The organism is Streptomyces sp. SDr-06 (assembly GCF_003324565.1).
GTDB lineage: Bacteria > Actinomycetota > Actinomycetes > Streptomycetales > Streptomycetaceae > Streptomyces.
Genome location: NZ_QOLA01000005.1, coordinates 127,172 through 141,906 on the forward strand (window position 1 = coordinate 127,172; position 14,735 = coordinate 141,906).

Genomic DNA, 14,735 nt, shown 5'->3' on the forward strand with positions numbered 1-14,735 from the left:
TGAGCGACTCGCCAAGCTAGTCAGCCGACCGCCCGGCCGCAAACATGGGAAAACCGCCGAGAGTTCACACTCCCGGCGGTTTTCCGCTTCCTCAGATCAACTGCCCGCGACCGCAGAACCGCTGGTCGTGGCGGTCTGCTGGAACAGCCATTCGGACTTCAGCTCGGCATAACCCGGCTTGATCACGTCATTGATCATGGCCAGTCGTTCATCGAAAGGAATGAATGCTGATTTCATCGCATTGACCGTGAACCACTGCATGTCGTCGAGGGTGTAACCGAGGGCATTCGTCAGGTGCTCGAATTCCTGGCTCATGCTGGTGCCCGACATCAGCCGGTTGTCCGTGTTGACAGTGGCCCGGAAGTGCAGCTTGCGCAACAGCCCGATGGGGTGCTCCGCGTACGAGGTCGCCGCCCCGGTCTGGAGGTTGGAGGTCGGGCACATCTCCAGCGGGATCCGCTTGTCGCGCACGTACGAGGCGAGCCGGCCCAGCTTCACCCCGCCGTCCTCGGCGACCTCGATGTCGTCGATGATGCGCACCCCGTGGCCGAGCCGGTCGGCGCCGCACCACTGGAGGGCCTGCCAGATCGACGGGAGCCCGAAGGCCTCGCCCGCGTGGATGGTGAAGTGGTTGTTCTCGCGCTTGAGGTACTCGAACGCGTCCAGGTGCCGGGTGGGCGGGAAGCCCGCCTCGGCGCCGGCGATGTCGAAGCCGACGACGCCCGAGTCCCGGTAGGAGTTGGCGAGTTCGGCGATCTCCAGGGCGCGCGCGGCGTGCCGCATCGCGGTGAGCAGCGCGCCGACGCGGATGCGGTGGCCGTTGGCGCGGGCCCTGCGCTCGCCTTCGCGGAAGCCCTCGTTGACGGCCTCGACGACCTCTTCGAGGGTGAGCCCCTGCTCCAGGTGCTGCTCGGGGGCGTAGCGCACCTCGGCGTAGACGACGCCGTCCTCGGCGAGGTCCTGGGCGCACTCGGCGGCGACGCGGAACAGCGCGTCCCGGGTCTGCATGACGGCGCAGGTGTGCGCGAAGGTCTCCAAGTACCTTTCCAGGGAGCCCGAGTCGGCGGCCTCGCGGAACCAGATGCCGAGCTTGTCGGCCTCGGTCTCGGGCAGACCGGCGTACCCGGTTTCCGCGGCGATGTCGATGATGGTCCCGGGACGCAGACCCCCGTCGAGGTGGTCGTGGAGCAGCACCTTCGGGGCACGGCTGATCTGATCCGGGGTGGGTACGGATGCGGTCTGGCTCGTCATCTGCGCACTCTAGCCCCTACGCGCGTAGATCACCCGGCGTACGAACGCCGTCGATACGTAACAGTGACCGCGCGGACGGGTGGAGTACACCTCGCCTTCTGAGACTGTTCTGCCATGGCACAGCAAGCGATTCCCCTGCCTGCTGCCCGGCTCGGACGGGCCGCCGGTGCGACCGGTGGCGGCGCGACGGTCAGCGGTGTGGTCCTGGTGCTCCCGGACGGCGACCCCGTCTCGGCACGCCGGCCCTCCCCCCTCGCCTACGCGGCCGCGCTGCCGCTGGCCCGCAGGCTGGCCAGGGACGGCCGCGCGGAGGGCCTGGTGGCGCACGCCGTCCACTACCGCGGCCAGGGCTGGAACGGCGGCGACGCGCGACTCGTCACGGACGCCGAATGGGCCGCCGACGAGGTCGTGCGCCGCTACGGGGACGTGCCGGTGTGCCTCGCCGGACACGGCATGGGCGGCCGCGCGGCGCTGCGGGCGGCGGGCCACCCGGCGGTCAACTCGGTGCTGGCGCTGGCCCCCTGGATCCCCGAGGACGACGTGGCGGCCGACCCGGAGCCGGTGAAGCAGCTGGTGGGCCGCCGCGTGATGATCGTGCACGGCACCAATGACGCGCGCAGCAATCCGGAGCTGTCCTACCGGCTGGCCGAGCGCGCCAAGAAGGCCAACCGGGACACCTGCCGCTTCGAGGTGCACTCCGACGGCCACACGATGCGCCAGCACCGGCCCGAAGTCCACGCGCTGGCCGTGGACTTCGTCTTCGGCGCCCTGTTCTCCCGCCCGTACGCCCGCCCGGTCACCGACGCGTTCGCCGCGCCCCCACCGCTCGGGCTGCGGATGCCGCTCGCCGCGGGCTTCGGCAAGTCCCTGCGCCCGTAGGCGGGTTACTGGGGAATGAGCTTTCCGCGCCGGGACAGCAGGAAGGCCTTGAAGGCGGCGACCGGCGGGGTGTCCGGGTGCCCGTCGAGCCAGGCGACCCCGATCTCGCGCACCGCGCGCGGCGCCGTGACGGTCAGCTCGACGACCCCGGGCCGGGCGACCGCGGGCGGCGGCAGCAACGCCACCCCGAGCCCGGCCGCCACCAGACCGCGCAGCGTCTCGGCCTCCTCGCCCTCGAAGGCGATGCGCGGCGCGAACCCGGCCTCCGCGCACAGGTCGTCGGTGATGCGGCGCAGCCCGTAGCCGGGCTCCAGGGTCACGAACGTCTCGTCGGCGGCCTCCGCCAGCCGCACCCGCTTGCGGCTCGCGAGGCGGTGATCGTCGGGCACCACCAGGCGCAGCCGCTGTTCGTCCAGGCGCCGGGCCGCCAGATCGGGCGCGTCCGGCACGGGCGAGGTCAGACACAGGTCGAGCTCCCCAGCCCGCAGCCGCTCGATCATCGCCTCGCCGTAGTTCTGTACGAGCGTGAAGCGGATGCGGGGGTGGTCGACGCGGAAGGCGCGGATGAGACCGGGCACCGTCTCGGAGCCCATGGTGTGCAGGAAGCCGAAGGCGACCCGCCCCGCGGCCGGGTCGGCGTCCGCGCGCACCGACTCGGCGGCCCGACCGACCTCGGCGAGCGCCCGCTCGGCGGAGCCGAGGAAGGCGCGGCCCGCGGCGGTGAGCGAGACGGTGCGGCCCTTGCGCGCGAACAGGGCGACGCCCAGGTCCTCTTCGAGGCGGACCATGGCGCGCGAGAGGGTCGACTGGGGCACGCCGAGCTCGTGGGCGGCGCGGGTGACGTGCTCGTGGCGGGCCACCCCGGCGAAATAGGCGAGGCGCGGGGCGAGGGCCATCGCCGCCTCTTCCATGGATTCTTCGTAACTGTTCGATGACACGCGCGCCTCTGACCTTCACTGATGCGGGAGTGAATCGATTGTCGCCCATCTGTGCATTGGACGCATAAACGCGGGCGGGCCTACGGTCGACCCATGCCTCCTGCCAGTACCGGGGCGTCCACCACCGTGGGCGCCTCCACCGCGCCGTCCCCGCTCCAGCTCACCCCGGGCGCCCCCGGCTACCGCCGGATGAGCTTCGCGCTCTTCGCCGCCGGGGTCGCCACCTTCGCCCTCCTCTACTCCACCCAGGCCCTGCTGCCGCTGATCTCCGCCGATCTCGGAGCCACGGCGAGCGCGGCCAGCTGGACGGTCTCGGCGGCGACCGGCGCCCTCGCCCTGTTCGTACTGCCGCTCAGCGCCCTGTCGGAGCGGTTCGGGCGGACCCGGATGATGACGGTGTCACTGGCGGTCGCGGTGGCCGTGGGCCTGCTCGTCCCCTTCGCGCCCGGCGTGGGCTGGCTGGTGGCGCTGCGCGCCGTCCAGGGCGCGGCGATCGCGGGGCTGCCCGCCTCGGCGATGGCGTACCTGGCGGAGGAAGTGAAGCCGAAGGCGCTGGTCGCGGCGATCGGCCTGTTCGTCGCGGGCAACTCGATCGGCGGCATGAGCGGGCGCATCCTGACCGGCTGGGTCGCACAGGCCTGGGGCTGGCGCGCGGCGCTGCTCGCGGTCGGCGCGCTCGCCGCGGTGTGCGCGGTGGCGTTCCGCCTGCTCCTGCCCAAGGCCCGTCATTTCACGCCGGGTTCGCTGAACCCGCGCGCCCTGGCCCGCACGGTGCGCGGCCACCTCTCCGACCCGCTCCTGGTCCGCCTGTACGCCATCGGCGCGCTGTTCATGACGGTGTTCGGCTCGGTCTACACGGTGATCGGCTACCGCCTCACCGCGGCGCCGTTCCACCTGCCGCAGGGCCTGATCGGCTCGATCTTCCTGGTCTACCTGGTCGGTACGGTCTCCTCCGCGGCGGCCGGCAGGCTGGTGGCCCGGGTGGGCCGCCGCGGCGCCCTGTACCTGGCGGTCTCGACGACCGCGGCGGGCCTGCTCCTGTCGCTGGCCTCCTCGCTCACCGCGATCCTGGCGGGACTCGTCCTCATCACGGCTGGCTTCTTCGCGGGCCACGCGGTCGCCTCGTCCTCGGTGAGCCACACCGCCAAGCAGGGCCGCGCCCAGGCGTCCGCGCTCTACCAGTCCGCCTACTACCTGGGCTCCAGCGCGGGCGGCACGCTCGGCGCGGTCGCCTTCCACGCGGCGGGCTGGCCGGCCACGGTGCTGCTCGGCGTCCTCGCCGTGCTCGGCGTCGTCTCGGTCACCCTGTACGGCTCGCACGCGGCCCGCGCCGAGCGCCGCACCCACTCGCTGCGGCTGGCCCACGCCCGTCACTGACCTGCGCCTTTGTCGGTAGCCGCGCGATTGTCAGTGGGGTCCGGTAGCTTCCGGAGTGCTGGCACCACAAGGGCGCGACATGGGGTGGACCGATGAGTGATCTGGCAGCGGCGACGGATCTGGACGTACGCCTCGAAGGACACCGGACGGAGCTGACGGGGTACTGCTACCGGATGCTCGGCTCGGCGTTCGAGGCGGAGGACGCGGTGCAGGACACGCTGGTGCGGGCGTGGCGGAGCATCGACAAGTTCGAGGGCCGCTCCTCGCTGCGTTCGTGGCTGTACCGCATCGCGACGAACGTGTGCCTGGACATGCTGAGCGCGGGCAACAAACGGGCCAGGCCCATGGACCTGACGGCGGCCACCCCGGTGGCCAACGCGCAGCTCAACTCCCGCCCGGAAGTGACCTGGTTGGAGCCGGTGCCGGACGGCCGGGTGCTGCCGACCGTGGAGGACCCGGCCGAGGCGGCGCTGGCCCGCGAGTCGGTGCGGCTCGCCTTCGTCGCCGCCCTCCAGCACCTGCCGCCCAAGCAGCGTGCCGTACTGATCCTGCGCGAGGTGCTTGCCTGGAAGGCGTCGGAGGTCGCCGAGCTGCTCGACACCTCGGTAGCCTCGGTCAACTCCGCGCTCCAGCGCGCCCGTGCGACGCTGGCGGAGTCGGCGCCGAAGGAGTCCGACGCGGCGGACCCGCTCGACGAGGAGCAGCAGAAGCTCCTCGACCGGTACGTGGCGGCCTTCGAGGGCTACGACATGACGGCCCTGACCGCCCTGCTCCATGAGGACGCCACGCTGTCGATGCCGCCGTACGACCTGTGGCTGCGCGGCCACGACGACATCGTGGGCTGGATGCTGGGGGTGGGCTCGGTCTGCCGCGGCTCCCGTCTCCTGCCGACGGTGGCCAACGGCAGCCCCGCCTTCGCCCACTACCACCCGGACCACGAGAAGGGCGGCTTCACACCCTGGGCCCTGATGGTGCTGGAGACCAGCGGGGGCAAGGTCACGGGCATCTGCTCGTTCCTGGACACGGCCCGCTGGTTCCCGCTGTTCAACCTCCCCGCCCGCCTGGACGAGGACGGCGACCCGTCCCCGGCCCGCTGAGCCGCTCTCAATCGCCGGACGACCAGCACCGCCAGGGGCGCGGGGAACTGCGCGAGAAGCGGCCACGGTCCGCAGATCGAAGGGGGTTGAAGGGGCGCGGGGAACTGCGCGCCCAGCCACGGGCAGCCCGCAGCCGACGAACCACCAAGGCCCCCTCAGTCGCCCCCCAGCCCCGTCAGCTCAAGCAGCGCCACAAGACCGGCCCCGGCATTCCGCATGCGGACGCGGCGTCCGGCCCGCCGGGCGGTGAGCCGCAGCCGGGCCACCGCCTCGACGGCGGCGAGGTCGGCCCGGCTCAGCGCGGCGAGGTCGCACACCACGAGCTCGGCCCCGCCCCCGTACAGCGCGCGCAGCCGCTCGCACAGGAGCGGGACATCGGCCAGGGTGAGGGGATCGGGGACGACGAGGACGGGGTGCTGCCCGGCGGGATCGGTGGCTTCCAGGGTCATGCTGGTGGGACCGGCGCGACGGGCGGAACTCATCGGTGGAGCTCCGGCGGGGCACCGGAACGCCGAACGGGACCGGTGGAGGTCCACCGGTCCCGTTCGCCCGTACGCGGGCCCAGCCAGGAGATCCGCAGATCAGGCGATTCGTTCCAGCACGATGGGGTCGGCCGAGAACTCCGTTCCGGCGGGGGCCACGTCGTACGAGCCCTCCAGCGACTCCAGCGCGTACTCGAACTTCTCCGGCGTGTCCGTGTGCAGGGTCAGCAGCGGCTGGCCCGCGGTGACCGTGTCGCCGGGCTTGGCGTGGAGCTCCACGCCGGCGCCCGCCTGCACCGGGTCCTCCTTGCGGGCTCGGCCCGCACCCAGACGCCAGGCGGCCACGCCGATGTCGTACGCGTCGAGGCGGGTCAGGACGCCCGAGGACGCCGCCGTGATGACGTGCTGTTCGCGGGCGACGGGCAGGGTCGCGTCCGGGTCGCCGCCCTGGGCCGCGATCATCCGGCGCCACACGTCCATCGCGGAGCCGTCGGCCAGCGCCTTGGCGGGGTCGGCGTCCTTGATGCCCGCCGCGTCCAGCATCTCGCGGGCCAGCGCGATGGTGAGCTCGACGACGTCGGAGGGGCCGCCGCCCGCCAACACCTCGACGGATTCCCGCACTTCGAGCGCGTTGCCCGCGGTCAGGCCGAGCGGGGTGGACATGTCGGTGAGCAGGGCGACCGTCTTCACGCCGCTGTCCGTGCCCAACGCGACCATCGTGGAGGCGAGTTCGCGCGCGTCCTCGATGTTCTTCATGAAGGCGCCGGTGCCGACCTTCACGTCCAGGACCAGGGAGCCGGTGCCCTCGGCGATCTTCTTCGACATGATGGACGAGGCGATGAGCGGGATCGCCTCCACCGTGCCGGTCACGTCGCGCAGCGCGTACAGCTTCTTGTCAGCGGGGGCCAGGCCGTCGCCCGCCGCGCAGATGACCGCGCCCGTGGTGTCCAGGACGTTCAGCATCTCCTCGTTGGAGAGCAGCGCGCGCCAGCCCGGGATCGACTCCAGCTTGTCCAGGGTGCCGCCGGTGTGGCCGAGGCCCCGGCCCGAGAGCTGCGGCACGGCCGCGCCGCAGGCGGCGACCAGCGGGGCGAGCGGCAGGGTGATCTTGTCGCCGACGCCGCCGGTGGAGTGCTTGTCTGCGGTCGGGCGCGAGAGCGCGTCGAAGTTCATGCGCTCGCCGGAGGCGATCATGGCAGCGGTCCAGCGGGCGATCTCCGTGCGGTTCATGCCGTTGAGGAGGATCGCCATGGCCAGGGCGGACATCTGCTCGTCGGCGACCACGCCGCGCGTGTACGCGTCGATGACCCAGTCGATCTGCTCGGGAGACAGCTCGCCCCGGTCTCGCTTGGTGCGGATGACGGAGATGACGTCCATGGCATTCCTTCCGGCTTGGTGCACGTTACGTACGCGACTCTACGCGCATAGAGGGGTGTTGAGAGTGCGGCCCCCACACCAGGTGCGGGGGCCGCGGGGTTACTTCAGGTGGTCCGGGCCGAAGGCCTGGGGCAGCATCTCGGACAGCTTGAGGATGCCCGCCGGAGTCTCCAGCAGGAGCTCCGGGCCGCCGAACTCGAAGAGGAGCTGGCGGCAGCGGCCGCACGGCACCAGGACATCACCGTGGCCGTCGACGCAGGTGAAGTGCGTCAGGCGGCCGCCGCCGGAGAGCTGGAGCGCCGAGACGAGCCCGCACTCGGCGCACAGGCCGATGCCGTACGAGGCGTTCTCCACGTTGCAGCCGGTCACGGTGCGCCCGTCGTCGACCAGGGCGGCCGCGCCGACCGGGTAGCCCGAGTACGGCGCGTACGCGCGGGACATGGCCTCGCGCGCGGCCGTGCGCAGCGCCTCCCAGTCGGGCGTCACTTGCCCTGGCCCTTCCGGTAGCGCATGCCGTCCGCCTTGGGCATCCGCAGGCGCTGCGCGGAGAGCGACAGGACGAGCAGCGTCACGACGTACGGGGTCGCGCCGACGAAGTCGCCGGGCACGTCGTCGGTCACCAGGTACCAGACCAGGATGAGCACGGCCATCACCGCGCTGATCGCGGCCTGGAGCATCGCCTTCTTGTACGCCTTCCAGCCGGCCAGCGCGGCGAGCAGCACGACCAGCAGGAGCAGCAGGGCGTGCACGGTGGTGCCGCCGTTGCGCAGCTGGAGCGCGTCGGAGAAGCCGAACAGGCCCGCGCCCATGGCGAGTCCGCCCGGCCGCCAGTTGCCGAAGATCATCGCGGCGAGGCCGATGTAACCGCGGCCGCCGGTCTGGTTCTCCAGGTAGATGTGCGAGGTGACCAGGGCGAGGAAGGCGCCACCGAGACCGGCCAGACCGCCGGAGACGGCGACCGCCGCGTACTTGTAGGAGTACACGTTCACGCCGAGGGACTCGGCCGCGATCGGGTTCTCGCCGCAGGAGCGCAGGCGCAGACCGAAGGCCGTCTTCCACAGCACCCACCAGGTGCCGACGAAGAGCGCGACGGCGATGACGGTGACCCAGGAGACCTCGGTGACCAGGCCGCCGAGGATGCCCGCGACGTCGGAGACGAGGAACCAGTGGTGGTTCTGGACCGACGCCAGGCCGGAGGACAGGCCCGGGATGCTGAAGCTCGGCAGCGCGTCGGCCGGCGGCGACTGCTTGGGGTTGCCGCCCTTGACCTGGGCCTCGCCGCCGTTGAAGAAGAGCTTGGCGAGGTACTGCGTCACACCGAGCGCGAGCAGGTTGATCGCGACACCGGAGACGATGTGGTCGACGCCGAAGGTGACGGTGGCGACGGCGTGGATCAGACCGCCGACGACGCCGAAGCCGACACCGGCGAGCAGACCGAGCCAGGGGCTGGACTGCCAGCCGACCCAGCCGGCGCCGAAGGTGCCGAGGATCATCATGCCTTCGAGGCCGATGTTGACCACGCCGGCCCGCTCGGACCACAGACCGGCGAGGCCCGCGAGCCCGATCGGCACGGCGAGCCCGAGCGCGGCGCTGATCTGCCCCTCGCTGGTGAGCTGGTCGGCTCCGGTGATCATGCGTACGGCGGAGACGAGGATCAGCGCCCCCGCGATGATCATCAGGACCTGCGCGAGCGAGAACTTGCGCTGGGCGTTGCCCCGCTTGACCCCGGCCGGAGGCGGTGGGGTCGTGGTCGTGTCAGTCGTGACGCTCATGCCGTCACCTCCGTCTCGGTCTTGGCGGCCTGGGCCGCGAGCTCGGCGCCGACGCGCTGCTGCTGGCGCTTGAGGCCGTAACGGCGGACGAGTTCGTAGGCGATCACGACGCACAGGACGATGACGCCCTGGATCACGCCGAGGATCTCCTTGTCGTAACCGATCACCTCGAAGTGGCCGGTGGTGCGCTCCAGGTAGCCCCAGAGCAGGGCGGCGAGCGCGACGCCCACCGGGTGGTTGCGGCCGAGCAGGGCGATGGCGATGCCGGTGAAGCCGAGTCCGAGCGGGAAGCTGTTGTCGAACTGGTGGCTGTCGTTGAGCAGCGTGGGCATGCCGACGAGACCGGCCACCGCACCCGAGATGATCATGCTGGTGACGATCATCTTCTTGACGTTGGCACCGCTGGCCGCGGCCGCGGACTCGGACTGGCCGACCGCGCGCAGGTCGAAGCCGAAGCGGGTGCGGCCGAGCGTGAACCAGTACGCGACGCCGACGAGCACGGCCACGACGATGAAGCCCCACAGCTGGCCGGCCGGGCCCATGTCGATGGTGAAGAACCACGACGAGTTGGGCAGCGGCTTGGTCGAGACGAGCGTGCCCGCCTCGTCGAGCTGGCCGAGCCGGTCGGGCTGGAGCAGATAGGCGATGATCGCGGTCGCGATGGCGTTCAGCATGATGGTCGAGATGACCTCGCTGACGCCGCGGGTCACCTTCAGGATGCCCGCGATCGCCGACCACACCGCGCCGACCAGCATGGCGACGATGATGATGACCGGGATCTGCACGATGCCGGGCAGGCTCAGCGCGCCGCCGACCACCGCGGCGAGGAACGCGGCCAGGCGGTACTGGCCGTCGACGCCGATGTTGAACAGGTTCATCCGGAAGCCGATGGCCACCGCGATGCCCGCGAGGTAGTAGGTCGTCGCCTTGTTGAGGATGTAGACCTGGCTGTCGCTCGCGGAGCCGTACGACAGCATGTCGTTGAAGGCCGGGAACGGGTTCCTGCCGGTGGCGAGGATGACCAGCGCGGTGACGACAAGGGCCGCGACGAGCGCGAGCACGGGGGCCGCGATCGCGAGGAGCAGCTTCTCCTTGTCGATGCGGGAGGTGAGCTTCTTCATCGGTCCTCTCCCCCAGTGTTCTGCTGGTGCTCCAGGTGGCCGGTGGCGGCACCGGTCATGGCGGAGCCCAGTTCCTCGGGGGTGATCGTGGCGGGGTCGGCGTCGGCGACCAGACGGCCCCGGTACATCACCCGCAGGGTGTCGGACAGGCCGATCAGCTCGTCCAGGTCGGCGGAGATCAGGAGTACGGCGAGGCCCTCACGGCGGGCCTCGCGGATCTGGTCCCAGATCTGCGCCTGCGCGCCGACGTCCACGCCCCGGGTGGGGTGCGCGGCGATCAGCAGCTTGGGGTGGTGGCTCATCTCGCGGCCGACGATCAGCTTCTGCTGGTTGCCGCCGGACAGGGACGCCGCGGTGACCTCGATGCCGGGGGTGCGCACGTCGTACTCGCGCACGATCCGCTCGGTGTCGGTGCGGGCGGCCTTGTTGTCGAGGAGGGCGCCCTTGGAGTTGGGCTTCTCGGTGACGTGGCCGAGGATGCGGTTCTCCCAGAGGGGGGCCTCCAGAAGCAGGCCGTGGCGGTGGCGGTCCTCGGGGATGTATCCGATGCCGTCCTCGCGGCGCTTGCGCGTGGGGGCGGTGGAGATGTCGGTGGTGTCGAGGGTGATGACACCGCCGTCGGGGATGCGCATGCCCATGATGGCCTCGACGAGCTCGGCCTGGCCGTTGCCCTCGACGCCCGCGATGCCGAGCACTTCGCCCTTGTGGATCGTGAACGAGACCGAGGACAGCACCTCGCGGACCACGCCGTCGGGGTCGGTGGCCGCGAGCCGGAGGCCGTCGACCTGGAGCATCGGGACCGTGGTGACGGTCGACTCGCGCGTCTCGGGCGAGGGCAGCTCGCTGCCCACCATCAGCTCGGCGAGCTGCTTGGTGGTGGTCGTACGGGGGTCGGCGGTGCCCACCGTGGTGCCGCGCCGGATCACCGTGATCTCGTCGGCGACCGAGAGCACCTCGCCCAGCTTGTGCGAGATGAAGATGACGGTCAGGCCCTCGGCCTTGAGCTCGCGCAGGTTGTCGAAGAGCGCCTCGACCTCCTGCGGGACCAGGACCGCGGTCGGCTCGTCGAGGATGAGGGTGCGCGCGCCGCGGTAGAGGACCTTGAGGATCTCCACGCGCTGGCGGTCGGCGACACCGAGGTCCTCGACGAGGGCGTCCGGGCGGACCCCGAGGCCGTACGCGTCCGAGATCTCCTTGATCTTGTTGCGGGCCTTGGAGCCGATGCCGTACAGCTTCTCGCCGCCGAGGACGACGTTCTCCAGGACGGTCAGGTTGTCGGCCAGCATGAAGTGCTGGTGGACCATGCCGATGCCGAGCGCGATGGCGTCGGCCGGGCTGGAGAAGGACGCCTGGGCGCCGTCGATGGTGATGGTGCCCTCGTCCGGCTTCTGCATGCCGTAGAGGATCTTCATCAGGGTCGACTTGCCGGCGCCGTTCTCACCGCACAAGGCGTGCACGGTGCCCTTGCGGACGGTGATGTCGATGTCCTTGTTGGCGACGACACCGGGGAATCGTTTGGTGATGCCGCGCAGTTCGACGGCGGGAGGGCTGGACGCGTTGATGGCGCACTCTCCTCGTGGGCAGGAGCAGGGGGGCGGGGAGCTTCCGGGGAAGCCGGGAAGCGTACTGATGTGCCACGCCGGGCTCCCGGCGTAGTAGTTCAGCACACTCCTGGCGCGCCAACTCCGGCCTACGCGCGTAGAGTTGACACTTCGTTACGGCCCGGTGGGCAGGGCGGTCCCTGCTCACCGGGCCGGTTGTGACGGAGGCGGTCGGCGACCGCCGCGGGTCACGGGGTCGTCTTGACCTTGATCGAGCCGTCGACGATCTTCTTCTTGGCCGCGTCGAGCTGCGGCTGGATGTCGGCGATGAAGCCGCCGCTGGTGGCGAGCGAGACGCCGTTCTTGGCCAGCGGGTAGCTGTTGGTGCCGACCAGCGGCTTGCCGTCCTTGATCGACTTGATCAGGTCGTAGACGCCGATGTCGACGTTCTTGACGACCGAGGTCAGGATCGAGTTCTTGTACTTGTCGAGCGAGGCCTGCTGGTACTGGTCGGAGTCGACACCGATCGCCCAGGCGCCCTTCTTGCCCGCGACGGCCTCGATCGCACCGGTGCCGGAGGAACCGGCGGCGGTGTAGATCACGTCGGCGCCGTTGTCGAGCATGCCCTGCGCGGCTTCCTTGCCCTTGTCGGGGCTGGCGAAGCCGGAGGTGTCCGAGCCGTGCGACAGGTACTGGTTGTCGACCTTGATGTCGGGCTTGGTGTCCTTGACGCCCTGGTTGAAGCCCGCCTCGAACTTCTTGATCAGGGGGACGTCCACGCCGCCGATGAAGCCGACGTGGTTCGTCTTGGTCTTCAGCGCCGCGGCGACACCCGCGAGGTAGGAGCCCTGCTCCTCGGTGAAGACGATGTTGTCGATGTTCTTCGGACCCTCGACCACCGAGTCGACGATGCCGAAGGTGACGTTCGGGTACTTGCCCGCGACCTTCTTCATCGAGTTCGCGTAGGCGTAGCCGATGCCGATGACCGGGTTGTAGCCCGCGCCCGCGAGGTCGGTCAGCCGCTGCTCGCGGTCGGCCTCGGTGTCGGTGGTCTTGGCGGTCAGCTCCTTGACGGAGCCGCCGAACTCGGACTTGGCCTTGTCGATGCCGCGCGCGGCGGAGTCGTTGAACGAGTGGTCGCCACGGCCGCCGACGTCGTACGCGACACCGATCTTGACGCCCTTGCCGCCCGCGGAGGACGACGAGGTGCCCGAGTCCTTCTGGGAGGACGTGGAGCCACAGGCGGTGGCGGAAAGCGCGAGCGCGGCGGTGGCGATACCGGCCGCAGCGATCTTGGATACCCGGCGCAAGAGGAGGTCCCTTCAAACCTGAACCGAGGCGCCCCTACCGGCGCTGGTTTCGCGTCGGATCGTAACGCGCGTAGATGTCGCGTAAAGCCCTGTTCGGAAGCCGTTATCGAATCGCCGCGAACAGGGGATGAAGTGTCCGGTTACGAGCGGTTGCCATCCAGGAGCGCTGCGGCGGTGAACAGTTCCACCCCGACCTTGATGGCGGCTTCGTCCGCGTCGAAATCACCCCGATGGAGGTCAAGCCGGGCATTCGAGCCCGGCGTACGGACCCCGAGACGGGCCATCGCCCCAGGTACATGCTCCAGGTACCACGAAAAGTCCTCGCCACCCAGTGACTGCTCCGTGTCCTCGATCGCATACGGTCCGCGGCGGGCCGTCATGGCGTCGCGGAGCAGCTCGGTGACGACCGGATCATTGACGACCGGGGGTACTCCGCGGACGTAGTTGATCTCCGATTTGGCTCCGTGCAGGGCGGCCACTTCGTCGATCGCGGCGTGCACCAGGTCGGGCGCGTCGCGCCACGCCGAGAGGTCGAGGCAGCGCACGGTTCCGGCCAGCTCGGCGTGCATCGGGATCACGTTGCAGGCGTGGCCCGACTCGATGCGGCCCCAGGTGAGGGCGAGCCCGGCGCGGGCGTCGATGCGGCGGGCGAGCAGCGCGGGCACGTCGGAGGCGACCCGTGCGACGGCGGTCACCAGGTCGGTGGTCAGGTGCGGGCGCGCGGTGTGCCCGCCGGGGCCGTCCAGGAAGACCTCCAGGCGGTCGCAGGCGGAGGTGATGGCGCCGTGGCGCAGCCCGATCCGGCCCGCGTCCACGCGCGGGTCGCAGTGCACCGCGATGATGCGGCCGACCCCGTCCAGGACGCCCGCCACGATGGCGTCGGCGGCGCCGCCGGGCAGCACCTCCTCGGCGGGCTGGAAGAGCAGCCGCACGGGCGCGGGCAGCAGACCCTCGCGGTCCAGTTCGGCGAGGACCAGGCCCGTGCCGAGGACGGTGGTGGTGTGCACGTCGTGGCCGCAGGCGTGGGCGCGGTCGGGGACGGTGGAGCGGTAGGGGACGCCCGCCTTGGCGTCGGGGATGGGCAGCGCGTCGATGTCCGCCCGGATGGCGAGCATCGGGTGGACGCCGTCCCAGGTCCCGATGTCGCACATGAGCCCGGTGCCGGACGGCAGCACGCGCGGTCCGAGCCCGGCCGCCTCGAGCCGGGCCTTGATCGCCGCGGTGGTCCGGAACTCCTGGTTGCCGAGCTCCGGGTGCATGTGCAAGTCCCGGCGGAAGGCGATGAGTTCGGCACACAGGGCCTCGCTCAGCTCGCCGGGCAGCGGTGCTTCGCCGGGCAGATCGGCTTCGTACGACTCACGGGACATCAACTGGTTCACTCGTTGAGGGTAGGCCTCTTGAAGGGTCAACTGGCGCGCGATCAACAAAAGTTCAGCCGCATAGGGGAAAGAAACCTGGTCGCCTGGCGCATGCCGATCGCTTGGGCTGGGTAAACTATTTCGTCCTTGTGCCCGATGCCCTGGAACTGGCGTTCCCCCCACAGGAGGAGGGGGCGTACTCCCCAGGGTAGGAGACGCGGGCGCGAACCGC

The 14,735-nt window shown here is 70.8% G+C and carries 13 protein-coding genes; 3 read left to right on the forward strand and 10 right to left on the reverse strand.

The genetic code is table 11. The features are described from left to right. Positions 1-96 precede the first annotated feature (96 nt). A complete protein-coding gene (locus DT019_RS13555; RefSeq protein ID WP_114037038.1) occupies positions 97-1,251 on the reverse strand; it encodes an adenosine deaminase in 1,155 nt (384 codons plus the stop codon). 114 nt (positions 1,252-1,365) lie between these two features. On the opposite strand from DT019_RS13555, the gene DT019_RS13560 reads away from it, so the two are divergent. Next, the gene (locus DT019_RS13560) at positions 1,366-2,130 is read left to right on the forward strand and encodes an alpha/beta hydrolase (RefSeq protein WP_114037039.1); all 765 of its coding nucleotides are present in this window, start codon (positions 1,366-1,368) and stop codon (positions 2,128-2,130) included. 5 nt (positions 2,131-2,135) lie between these two features. Here the strand turns inward: DT019_RS13560 and DT019_RS13565 are convergent, their stop codons facing one another. Continuing rightward, entirely contained in the window at positions 2,136-3,041 is a 906-nt protein-coding gene (locus DT019_RS13565; protein WP_114037040.1) for a LysR family transcriptional regulator, read from the reverse strand. A 120-nt stretch (positions 3,042-3,161) separates the two neighbouring features. Here DT019_RS13565 and DT019_RS13570 point away from each other — a divergent pair, with 120 nt between their 5' ends. Then, positions 3,162-4,445: an MFS transporter gene (locus tag DT019_RS13570; RefSeq protein WP_114037041.1), complete on the forward strand. Its 1,284-nt coding sequence runs from the start codon at positions 3,162-3,164 to the stop codon at positions 4,443-4,445. A 92-nt stretch (positions 4,446-4,537) separates the two neighbouring features. Beyond that, entirely contained in the window at positions 4,538-5,542 is a 1,005-nt protein-coding gene (locus tag DT019_RS13575; RefSeq protein ID WP_114037042.1) for a sigma-70 family RNA polymerase sigma factor, read from the forward strand. A gap of 155 nt (positions 5,543-5,697) precedes the next feature. Here the strand turns inward: DT019_RS13575 and DT019_RS13580 are convergent, their stop codons facing one another. The 8 genes from DT019_RS13580 to DT019_RS13615 all read right to left on the reverse strand — a co-directional run bounded on the left by DT019_RS13580 (position 5,698) and on the right by DT019_RS13615 (position 14,512). Then, the gene (locus DT019_RS13580; RefSeq protein ID WP_223279478.1) at positions 5,698-6,024 is read right to left on the reverse strand and encodes an STAS domain-containing protein; all 327 of its coding nucleotides are present in this window, start codon (positions 6,022-6,024) and stop codon (positions 5,698-5,700) included. A gap of 99 nt (positions 6,025-6,123) precedes the next feature. Continuing rightward, the gene (locus DT019_RS13585) at positions 6,124-7,401 is read right to left on the reverse strand and encodes a thymidine phosphorylase (protein WP_114037044.1); all 1,278 of its coding nucleotides are present in this window, start codon (positions 7,399-7,401) and stop codon (positions 6,124-6,126) included. Positions 7,402-7,500: 99 nt separating this feature from the next. Next, positions 7,501-7,887 (reverse strand): cytidine deaminase, encoded by a 387-nt coding sequence (locus DT019_RS13590; protein ID WP_114037045.1) that lies wholly within the window; start codon positions 7,885-7,887, stop codon positions 7,501-7,503. Continuing rightward, positions 7,884-9,173: an ABC transporter permease gene (locus tag DT019_RS13595; protein WP_114037046.1), complete on the reverse strand. Its 1,290-nt coding sequence runs from the start codon at positions 9,171-9,173 to the stop codon at positions 7,884-7,886. The genes DT019_RS13590 and DT019_RS13595 overlap by 4 nt, the downstream gene beginning before the upstream one ends. Further along, positions 9,170-10,294 carry an ABC transporter permease gene (locus tag DT019_RS13600; RefSeq protein ID WP_114037047.1) on the reverse strand — a complete coding sequence of 375 codons (1,125 nt, stop codon included), beginning with the start codon at positions 10,292-10,294 and terminating at the stop codon, positions 9,170-9,172. Before DT019_RS13600 ends, DT019_RS13595 begins: the two co-directional genes overlap by 4 nt. Beyond that, complete coding sequence (locus DT019_RS13605; protein ID WP_189389533.1) at positions 10,291-11,856, reverse strand: ABC transporter ATP-binding protein; 1,566 nt, start codon at positions 11,854-11,856, stop codon at positions 10,291-10,293. Before DT019_RS13605 ends, DT019_RS13600 begins: the two co-directional genes overlap by 4 nt. A gap of 227 nt (positions 11,857-12,083) precedes the next feature. Continuing rightward, positions 12,084-13,145 (reverse strand): BMP family protein, encoded by a 1,062-nt coding sequence (locus DT019_RS13610; RefSeq protein ID WP_114037048.1) that lies wholly within the window; start codon positions 13,143-13,145, stop codon positions 12,084-12,086. Positions 13,146-13,285: 140 nt separating this feature from the next. Next, positions 13,286-14,512 (reverse strand): amidohydrolase, encoded by a 1,227-nt coding sequence (locus tag DT019_RS13615; protein ID WP_114037049.1) that lies wholly within the window; start codon positions 14,510-14,512, stop codon positions 13,286-13,288. Positions 14,513-14,735 lie beyond the last annotated feature (223 nt).

Excerpts from the sequence above, each read along its gene's own strand:
- DT019_RS13555 (WP_114037038.1), bottom strand. The coding sequence starts at position 1,251 with ATGACGAGCCAGACCGCATCCGTACCCACCCCGGATCAGATCAGCCGT.
- DT019_RS13560 (WP_114037039.1), top strand. The coding sequence starts at position 1,366 with ATGGCACAGCAAGCGATTCCCCTGCCTGCTGCCCGGCTCGGACGGGCC.
- DT019_RS13565 (WP_114037040.1), bottom strand. The coding sequence starts at position 3,041 with ATGGAAGAGGCGGCGATGGCCCTCGCCCCGCGCCTCGCCTATTTCGCC.
- DT019_RS13570 (WP_114037041.1), top strand. The coding sequence starts at position 3,162 with ATGCCTCCTGCCAGTACCGGGGCGTCCACCACCGTGGGCGCCTCCACC.
- DT019_RS13575 (WP_114037042.1), top strand. The coding sequence starts at position 4,538 with ATGAGTGATCTGGCAGCGGCGACGGATCTGGACGTACGCCTCGAAGGA.
- DT019_RS13580 (WP_223279478.1), bottom strand. The coding sequence starts at position 6,024 with ATGAGTTCCGCCCGTCGCGCCGGTCCCACCAGCATGACCCTGGAAGCC.
- DT019_RS13585 (WP_114037044.1), bottom strand. The coding sequence starts at position 7,401 with ATGGACGTCATCTCCGTCATCCGCACCAAGCGAGACCGGGGCGAGCTG.
- DT019_RS13595 (WP_114037046.1), bottom strand. The coding sequence starts at position 9,173 with ATGAGCGTCACGACTGACACGACCACGACCCCACCGCCTCCGGCCGGG.
- DT019_RS13600 (WP_114037047.1), bottom strand. The coding sequence starts at position 10,294 with ATGAAGAAGCTCACCTCCCGCATCGACAAGGAGAAGCTGCTCCTCGCG.
- DT019_RS13615 (WP_114037049.1), bottom strand. The coding sequence starts at position 14,512 with ATGTCCCGTGAGTCGTACGAAGCCGATCTGCCCGGCGAAGCACCGCTG.